Consider the following 6,857-nt stretch of genomic DNA (forward strand, 5'->3'; position numbering starts at 1 on the left):
GGACGCGCCCCAGTCGTTACATAAATCAGATTTAAGATGCCGCTTTCTCCTGGCCATCGGCCCGGGACTTTCTCGAAAAGCAGACGAATGACAACCACTCAACAAGCCCCAGCGACGCCGAAGACCGGCACCCGCCACGTTGCCCTGGCCATCATTTCCCTGGCCATGGGCGGATTCGGCATAGGCACCACGGAATTCGCCATGATGGGCCTGCTCAAGGAAGTGGAGCAAGGCCTCAACATCAGCACTCCGGAGGCCGGGCACCTGATCTCGGCCTACGCCCTCGGCGTGGTGATCGGCGCCCCGCTGCTGGCCGCCGTCGGCGCCAAAATGCCGCGGAAATACCTGGCCCTGGGGCTCATGCTGTTCTTCAGCATCGCCAACCTCACGTCCTTCATCGCCCCGGACTACGGCACCATGCTCGTCTCCCGCTTCGCGGCCGGGCTGCCGCATGGCGCCTTCTTCGGCGTCGCGGCCGTCATTGCGGCCTCCCTGGTGGCCCCGACCAGGCGCGGATGGGCGATTTCGATGGTGATGGCCGGTCTTACCATCTCCAACGTCATCGGCGTGCCTTTCGCCACCTGGATGGGCCAGGCGTTCGGCTGGCGGCTGCTTTTCCTGCTGGTGGGCCTGATCGGAACCATCACGCTCGCGATGCTGTGGAAATTCCTGCCCTTCCAGAAGCCCCACGCCGATGCCAGCATCCGCCGAGAACTTGGGGCCCTTAAGCGGCTCCAGGTCTGGCTGGCGCTCCTGATCGGCGTGGTCGGCTTTGGCGGCTTCTTCGCCACGTACACCTATATTGCCCACACCATGACCTCCGTAGCGGGCATCCCCTCTGCCTGGCTGCCGCTTGTTGTCGCGCTCTACGGACTGGGCATGGTGGCGGGCAATATCGTCGGCGGCCGCCTCGCGGACAAGTCGGTCATGGGAACCATCTACTGGGTGCTGCCCGCAATTGCCGTGGCGCTGGTGGTCTACGCCGTGGCAGTGCACTGGCCGTGGTCTGCCTATGTCATGGTTTTTGTGGTGGGCGGCGCGGGATCCCTGCTGGTCCCGGCCCTCCAGACCCGGCTGCTGGATGCCTCCCCCGACGCGCCGTCGCTGGCCTCCTCGCTCAACCATGCCGCGCTCAACGTCGCGAATGCCCTGGGAGCCTTCCTTGGCGGCCTCGTCATCGCCTGGGGCTGGGGCTATGTCGCCCCGGCGCTCGTCGGCGCCGTCCTGGCCCTCCTGGGCCTCGGCGTCGCTGCCATCAGCGGACTGGTGGAACGCAGGAGGCCGCTGAGACCGTAGCCGCGATGGCGACGGCCCAACGGCCTCCGGGACGTGGTGTCGGACAGTCTCTCAGCAGGGCACCGCTCAGGGTGTGCTGACGCGCTGGACATCCGGCTCAAGGTAGATGACCCGGGCAATCGGCACGGCCTCACGGATCCTGGCCTCGGCGTCGTCAATCACCTTGGCGATTTCCTGGCCCGTGTCCGCCCGGCCGATGCTGATCTTGGCAGCCACCAGCAGTTCTTCGGGGCCCAGGTGCAGGGTCTTGAGGTGGATGATGCCGGTGCCGTCGGCCCCGATGGCGGCATGGATCTTCGCCACGTCATCCTTGGTCGCGGATTCGCCCAGCAGCAGGGACTTCGTCTCAACGGCCAGCACGGCGGCGATCGCGACGAGCAGCAGCCCGATCATGCCGGTGCCCAGCGCGTCCCAGATGCCGTTGCCGGTGAGGAGCGTCAGGCTCACGCCAAAGAGCGCGAAGACCAGGCCCAGAAGGGCGCCGAAGTCTTCCAGCAGGATGACGGGAAGTTCGGGCTGTTTGGCGGTTCGGATGAATTTGACCCAGCTCTGCTTGCCCCGGACGTGGTTGGACTCGATGATCGCGGTCCGGAAGGAAAAGGACTCGGCGATGATGGCGCCGATGAGCACCGCGAGCGGCACCCACCAGAAGTCGCCCTCGATGGCGTGCGGGTGCTGGATCTTTCCCCACGCTTCATACAGCGCAAAGAGGCCGCCGACGCTGAACAGCACGATCGAGACGATGAAGGCGTAGATGTAGCGCTCGCGTCCGTAGCCGAAGGGGTGTTCCGGGCTCGCCGCCTTCTGGGCGCGCTTGCCGCCCACGAGCAGGAGGATCTGGTTGCCGGAGTCCGCCAGCGAGTGGATGGCCTCCGCGAGCATCGAGGAGGACAGCGTCAGGAAATACGCGACGAACTTCAGGACGGCGATGGTCAGGTTGGCAGCTAGCGCCGCAACAATCGCCTTGTTACCGCCATGTGCAGCCAAGTGAGCTTCTCCTTAGGGTGTTCTACCGGGGTGTTGGCGGGCACCGGAATCCGCCCATCCCCGCAAGGAATACCGTACCCGGTGGACCGTGCTGCCGCACCGCGCAATGCCCGGGCACATGCCGATCTCACGGCCGGATGCCGGTAGGTAACAATTGGAGGTGATCCTGCTGACATTTAATGCCGCAGGTGTTAGCTTGAAGCCATACTCGGGATTCATAATTTGGATGCCGACGAATATGTAGGAGGAGACATGGGCTTTCTAGGCTGGATCATTCTCGGACTCATAGTAGGTGCAATCGTCAAGGCAGTCATGCCTGGCAAGGTGGGCGGCGGCTGGGTCACCAGCCTCGTGCTCGGCGTTGTCGGTGCCATTGTCGGCGGCTGGATCGGCGACCTGCTGTTCGGCGGCGGCAAGATGGAATTCTGGAACCTCGGTTCCTGGATCCTGGCCATTGTCGGCGGCCTCGTGGTTGCCGGCATCTACGGCGCCGTTACCGGACGCAACAAGACGACAACCTGATCGACTAGGCGCCAATTGCACTGACGCTGAGGTGCACAAACGTTACGGTGCACAGATACGACGGCGGGAGCCCACCATTCGGTGGACCCCCGCCTTCTCTATGTCCAGCCGCCGTGGCCCGGCCGGCCGGCTCACCAATGGGCTAGTGCCCCGACGCGCCGTCCTGCTGTGAGCGGGCGCTGGCGTAGAGGCAGACCGTCGCGGCGGTCCCGAGGTTGAGGCTTTCGGCTGCTCCGTACACAGGCACGGCCACGCGGTGGTCCGCCAGCGCGAGTTCTTCCTCGGACAAGCCCCGGGCCTCATTGCCGAACAGCCAGGCCGTGGGCTTTTCCAGCGCGTAGCCGGAGCCGGCGGCGGAGGCCCCCAGGCGGCGGGCCGCGTTCTCGTCCTGGAGCCGGTCCAGGTTCAGCTGGCCGTCGCCGTCGGCGGCCAACACACCGATGCCGCGTTCCTTGCACCGAGCCACGAGCTCTTCCAGTTCGGCGCCAAGGACGACGGGCAGGTGGAAGAGGGACCCCGCCGTCGAGCGCACAGCTTTGGGGTTGTAGATATCCACGCTGGAGGCGGTCAGCACGACGGCGTCCGCGCCGGCAGCGTCCGCTGCCCGCAGCACGGTGCCGGCGTTCCCGGGGTCGCGGACCTGGCACAGCACGGCGATCAGCCGGGGGCCGGCGTCGAGCACCGCATCGATACTCACGTCCAGGAACCCGCAGACCGCGAGAATGCCCTGCGGGGTGACCGTGTCCGCCATGGCGGCCAGCACTTCGTCGGTGGCGAGGTATGCGGTGGTGCCCTCCGCGAGTGTCTTCAGATCCGGGTGCCGGTCGAGGCAGGCCTCGCTCGCGTAGACCTCATAGACAATGCCGGGCTCCCCCGCGGCAATCCTTTTCTGGTGCAGGAGCAGGGCCTCCCGGACAGCCTGCGGGCCCTCCGCCAGGAACTCGCTGCGCTTTAAACGGGCCGGGCGCCCGGCAAGTTGTGCCACCTTCCTCACCCGATCAGCTCGAGGATTGGAAAGTGGAAAGTCTTGCGGGCGCCCGGTTTCGTTCATATAAGAACCTTAGTTGCTTTCGCAGCCGGTGCTTGAACGACGTAGTTTTTGAGGACTACGGAACTACTTAGCAGCCGCGTCAGCGGCAACCTTCTTGGCAGCAGGCTTCTTGGCGGCCTTGGCCTTCGGAGCCGGCGCAGCCTCGGCCGGAGCGGAGGTGTCGGCGGGCAGAGAGTCCTTGGCGATCTTGACCAGCGCAGCGAAGGCGTTGGCGTCGGAAACGGCAAGCTCGGCCAGCATACGGCGGTCAACCTCGACCTCAGCGGCCTTCAGGCCCTGGATCAGACGGTTGTAGGTGAGGCCGTTGGCGCGGGATGCAGCGTTGATGCGCTGGATCCACAGGCGGCGGAAGTCGCCCTTCTTCTTTTTGCGGTCGCCGTAGCTGTATACAAACGAGTGCAGCAGCTGCTCTTTGGCCTTGCGGTACAGGCGTGAACGCTGTCCACGGTAGCCCTTGGCGCGCTCAAGGATAACCCGGCGCTTCTTGTGGGCGTTTACCGCCCTCTTCACACGTGCCACGTGCGTACTCCTTCGAAATTCTGATCCCAAGCGTCTACTGCCGGATCAACCGGCTGGCCTGAGAAGCCTTTTTGGTAGTTGACTGCTGCCAGGTGGCAATCAGTCAGAGAACTTGGAACTTAGATGCCGAGCATCTTCCGGATGACCTTGGCGTCGCCCTTGAAGACGATCTTGTCGCCGGCGAGGCGGCGGGTCAGCCTGGAGGACTTGTGCTCGAGGTAGTGGCGGCGGTTGGCCTGCTGGCGGCGCAGCTTGCCGCTGCCGGTCAGCTTGAAGCGCTTCTTAGCACCACTGTGGGTCTTCATCTTCGGCATGGGAACCGATCTCCTTACGTATCCGCAGACAGGGTCTGCAGTCTTTCGTGCAGCCGCCCCTGCGGGCGGCGTGCTGGTTGCTTGCTGCCGGACATTGCTGTCCGGCAGCCGTGAACTAGTTGGTCTTCTTGGTGCCCGGCTTGGCGGCCGCCCTCGGAGCGGCAGGCCGGACAGGAGGCTTCGGCGCCGCGGGGCGCGGCACCGGCTTCGGAGCAGCTACCGGCTTCGGTGCTGCTGCCGGAGCGGCCGTTTCAGCCTCGGGTGCTTTCGCAACCTCAGGCGCTTTCGCAACCTCAGGCGCTTTCGCAACCTCGGGCGCTTTCGCAACCTCGGGCGGCTTGGCAGCCTCAGGGGCCTTGGCGGCTGCGGCCTTGGGCTCAGCCGGAGCCTTGGCAACTGCCGGCTTGGAAGCGGCCCTCGGAGCTTCACGCTTCGGAGCGGCCTTGGGGGCCTCCTGCTTGGGCGCTTCCTGGACGGGAGCCTTTTCTGCCGGCGCTTCCTGTACCTTGACCTCGGCGGCGGGGGCCTCCGTGGCTACGGTTTCTTCGACTGCTTTGTCCGCGACCGCGTTGTCCGAGGCAGCGGCCTCGACGACGGCGGGAGCTGCTTCCGCGGCCGGAGCCTCCGTCTTGATCTGGTATCCCTCCGGAAGGAGGTCGGCCAGGGTCTGCGTCAACGGCGCACTGTCGTCGCCGGAAACGTCCACGCGGCCCGGGGCCCCCGAGGCCTTGGCTTCGTTCTCAGCCTTGGCCTCTGCGCGCTGCGACGCGCGGCGCGCCTCCGCCTTGGCCTCGGCCTTGTTCTTCAGGGGACCCACCACCATGACCATGTTGCGGCCATCGATACGCGGGCTGGACTCCACCACGCCCACTTCGGCGACGTCGTCGGCAAAGCGCTGCAGCAGGCGAATGCCCATCTCGGGGCGCTGCTGCTCACGGCCGCGGAACTGGATCATGGCCTTGACCTTGTCGCCGGCACCGAGGAACCGGAGCGCGTGGCCGCGCTTGGTCTCATAGTCGTGGGTGTCGATCTTCAGGCGGAAGCGGATTTCTTTCAGAACCGTGTTGGTCTGGTTCTTCCGGGCCTCGCGTGCCTTGACCGCAGCTTCGTACTTGTACTTGCCGAAGTCCATCAGCTTGCACACCGGAGGCTTGGCCTGCGGTGCAACTTCAACGAGATCAAGATCGGACTCGGCAGCCAAACGCAGGGCATCCTCAATACGGACAACTCCTACTTGTTCGCCTGCAGGGCCGACCAGCCGCACCTCGGGGACGCGGATACGCTCATTGATTCTTGGCTCGCTAATGTTAAAGCTCCTGTGTTCGTGAGTGGCATTCCACCGGCAAATAGAGAAGGCCCCCAATTGCCGGAGCAATCGAAGGCCTCGAAGATCGGAATTGCCTGCCTCGTAGGAGGCGGCATGCGTTCCCGCCAGGCTGACGCCTCAGGGAAATGCCCGACCAGGTACCCGGCAACCTTGCTTCTTCCGAAGCTTCCCGAAGGGAAGCGGCTGACGCGGGTGGGAGAGAACTCCGCTTGCAAACTGAATCCCAATCCTACAGAAAGATACCCGTTCAACGCACATTTGCGTCACCGGGTCTCCCGCAGCAAAATAACGACATCCAGTCGGTCTGTGACAAGCTTACCAGCATGAGCACTTCAGACAGCAATTCACACGTTTATGAGCCAGCCGGCACCCAGGCCGACGTCTCGCAGCAGATCCGCGACATCTCCGAGGTCCCCGCGATCGAAGTCATCACCACCGCAGCAGTGCACCTGATGAGCGCAGCAGCAGTCAAGCTCGGCCTCGCCGCCGAGGAGAACGCAGAAGAGCTCAAGGACCTGGACGAGGCCCGCAAACTGATTACGGCCCTTGCCGGCCTGGTCACGGCTGCGGCCCCCGAGATCGGCTCTCAGCACGCCGGTCCGTTGCGTGACGGACTGAGGTCCCTCCAGCTGGCGTTCCGCGAGGAGTCCGTCCTTCCGGACGCCCCGGGCAAAGGCCCGGGCGAGAAATACACCGGACCGGTCAACTAGGCACCGGGCACAAGCTACTCACTCCGCGGCGGGGGGGGGGGGGGGGCGGGGGGGCCCCCCCCCCCCCCGGGGGGGGGGGGGGGGGGGGGGGGGGGTGTTGCCGCGCCGGGGGTTGTAGGGCCCCCGCGGGG

8 protein-coding genes are annotated in these 6,857 nt (G+C 65.3%); 3 read left to right on the forward strand and 5 right to left on the reverse strand.

The window, feature by feature from the left end:
- Nucleotides 1–87: 87 nt before the first annotated feature.
- Nucleotides 88–1,296: an MFS transporter gene (locus ABIB26_RS20720; RefSeq protein WP_354247569.1), complete on the forward strand. Its 1,209-nt coding sequence runs from the start codon at nt 88–90 to the stop codon at nt 1,294–1,296.
- 66 nt (nt 1,297–1,362) lie between these two features.
- On the opposite strand, the gene ABIB26_RS20725 is transcribed toward ABIB26_RS20720, so the two are convergent.
- On the reverse strand, nt 1,363–2,283 hold the full coding sequence (locus tag ABIB26_RS20725; RefSeq protein ID WP_354247572.1) for a cation diffusion facilitator family transporter: 921 nt from the start codon (nt 2,281–2,283) through the stop codon (nt 1,363–1,365).
- A gap of 252 nt (nt 2,284–2,535) precedes the next feature.
- Here ABIB26_RS20725 and ABIB26_RS20730 point away from each other — a divergent pair, with 252 nt between their 5' ends.
- Entirely contained in the window at nt 2,536–2,805 is a 270-nt protein-coding gene (locus tag ABIB26_RS20730) for a GlsB/YeaQ/YmgE family stress response membrane protein (RefSeq protein WP_354247576.1), read from the forward strand.
- Between the two features lie 142 nt (nt 2,806–2,947).
- On the opposite strand, the gene ABIB26_RS20735 is transcribed toward ABIB26_RS20730, so the two are convergent.
- The 4 genes from ABIB26_RS20735 to infC form a co-directional block, all read right to left on the reverse strand.
- On the reverse strand, nt 2,948–3,856 hold the full coding sequence (locus tag ABIB26_RS20735; protein WP_354247579.1) for a TrmH family RNA methyltransferase: 909 nt from the start codon (nt 3,854–3,856) through the stop codon (nt 2,948–2,950).
- A gap of 63 nt (nt 3,857–3,919) precedes the next feature.
- On the reverse strand, nt 3,920–4,375 hold the full coding sequence (gene rplT / locus ABIB26_RS20740) for a 50S ribosomal protein L20 (RefSeq protein WP_354247582.1): 456 nt from the start codon (nt 4,373–4,375) through the stop codon (nt 3,920–3,922).
- A gap of 119 nt (nt 4,376–4,494) precedes the next feature.
- Nucleotides 4,495–4,689 (reverse strand): 50S ribosomal protein L35, encoded by a 195-nt coding sequence (gene rpmI, locus ABIB26_RS20745; protein WP_009358635.1) that lies wholly within the window; start codon nt 4,687–4,689, stop codon nt 4,495–4,497.
- A gap of 115 nt (nt 4,690–4,804) precedes the next feature.
- Nucleotides 4,805–5,953 carry a translation initiation factor IF-3 gene (gene infC, locus ABIB26_RS20750; RefSeq protein ID WP_502913725.1) on the reverse strand — a complete coding sequence of 383 codons (1,149 nt, stop codon included), beginning with the start codon at nt 5,951–5,953 and terminating at the stop codon, nt 4,805–4,807.
- Between the two features lie 386 nt (nt 5,954–6,339).
- On the opposite strand from infC, the gene ABIB26_RS20755 reads away from it, so the two are divergent.
- Entirely contained in the window at nt 6,340–6,726 is a 387-nt protein-coding gene (locus tag ABIB26_RS20755) for a DUF1844 domain-containing protein (protein ID WP_354247586.1), read from the forward strand.
- Nucleotides 6,727–6,857 lie beyond the last annotated feature (131 nt).

It is taken from the genome of Arthrobacter sp. UYEF20, from assembly GCF_040546335.1.
Classification (GTDB): domain Bacteria; phylum Actinomycetota; class Actinomycetes; order Actinomycetales; family Micrococcaceae; genus Arthrobacter.

Coding starts and splice junctions, on each gene's coding strand:
- ABIB26_RS20735 (WP_354247579.1), bottom strand. CDS start 3,856: ATGAACGAAACCGGGCGCCCGCAAGACTTTCCACTTTCCAATCCTCGA.
- rpmI (WP_009358635.1), bottom strand. CDS start 4,689: ATGCCGAAGATGAAGACCCACAGTGGTGCTAAGAAGCGCTTCAAGCTG.
- ABIB26_RS20720 (WP_354247569.1), top strand. CDS start 88: ATGACAACCACTCAACAAGCCCCAGCGACGCCGAAGACCGGCACCCGC.
- ABIB26_RS20730 (WP_354247576.1), top strand. CDS start 2,536: ATGGGCTTTCTAGGCTGGATCATTCTCGGACTCATAGTAGGTGCAATC.
- ABIB26_RS20755 (WP_354247586.1), top strand. CDS start 6,340: ATGAGCACTTCAGACAGCAATTCACACGTTTATGAGCCAGCCGGCACC.